1 protein-coding gene is annotated in these 1,322 nt (G+C 52.9%); it reads right to left on the bottom strand.

Going from position 1 to position 1,322, the window contains the following annotated elements; genetic code table 11:
* Nucleotides 1-29: 29 nt before the first annotated feature.
* Nucleotides 30-1,106 (bottom strand): hypothetical protein, encoded by a 1,077-nt coding sequence (locus B2R17_RS22900; RefSeq protein WP_286765836.1) that lies wholly within the window; start codon nt 1,104-1,106, stop codon nt 30-32.
* Nucleotides 1,107-1,322 lie beyond the last annotated feature (216 nt).

The following is a 1,322-nucleotide window of genomic DNA, read 5'->3' on the forward strand; positions in this document are numbered from 1 at the left end:
CACAGGCTGGAAGCCTATGTCACACTCGACTATTGCCTGTTTGCTTCTTTGGTGTCTGCGCCGCCGACCTGTTTGAGGAAGTCAAACATTTGTTGCCTTTCCATTCGTGGGTCCAAACAGTCTTTCTCAAAGATTTTGCAGAAGTGCAACCGCCAGTCGTCATCGCTGTCTGGGGCACCGTCTGGAGATTCGTCAGCAATCCGCCAGTCCAACTCGGTCTGCGAGTTAATACGAGTCTTTCCGCTCGCTGAAACACTCATTTGCTCGACCACCTTCGGCAGCCATCGGCCATTCCGTTTTTCGTAAGACGTTCCAATGGTGGCAACCAGAGCTCCATTTTTCTTGAGACGGTAGTCTACCAAGGTGGGTAGCCAATCATTATTTTTTGAAAAGGTTACCCTGCATATAAACGGGATTCGCCCGCCTCCGTAAACGTACGAGGCCGTTAGCTTTTCTCGGTCATCGCCCCACTCCACTTTCTCAATGAGATCCTCGTTCAGGAAGATGCTTGCAAACCACTCTTTTGAGCATCGGCCGGATAGCAAATTCGAATGTCGAGCGAAAGGTAGCACGAAAGGATGGGACCAAGCCCTGTGCGTTCGAGGAGGATCTGGCTCTTCACCGATGATGTATTTGGCAACCCCTGGTGGGGTCGATAGCGTGGCTTGGCGCACGAATAGGATGGCGGGTTTTTGATTGATGCGTAGTCTGTGGTCCCATAACGGGCGAGTGGTTGAAAGGCCTTCCTGAACAGGCACTTCACCGAACCCATGATAAGTCCATGAAGCTTGGTCACTGTCGCCAGGTCCCACCGCGATGATTTCCGACATGTGTATGTCTTGTGGGGCCTCTCTGCGTTCTACAATCTGAGTTGTTTGCGAGTCCATCCAGCAGGCGAAGTCTGCGGGGAAATCGTCCCAAGACTCCAGGAAGTGAACCGCATGTTTTTGAGCTAGGTCTATGTCCGATGGCCGCTCGTCCGAACCAAGTATGCCAGTGGGTTGCGGAGGCTCGTCTGAAAAAGTGCTGTGACCGGAGAGAACTGCAATGGCGATGGCCGCAATGTTTACCCCAGTCCGCAGTCGTCGAAACGAAGCTTTCGTCATTGTTCACCTTCGCCGCAGCAGCGGCCGTTGCAAGTCAGTGTTCAGTTCCGCGAGGCAAGGACCAAGTCGCTGCGTCTTTTGAACTGGGGCATGTTGTATGAACTGCTCCGTCCTGCCTTTGAGGTGTAAATCCCCTGTCAGTGTCGTGGGGTGAAGTCCTGGGGTCAAGAAAAACAACAGGATTGAGAGATGGCAAAGTGGCATAGGCTTCCAGCC

Source organism: Rhodopirellula sp. UBA1907 (genome assembly GCF_002337565.1).
Classification (GTDB): domain Bacteria; phylum Planctomycetota; class Planctomycetia; order Pirellulales; family Pirellulaceae; genus Rhodopirellula; species Rhodopirellula europaea.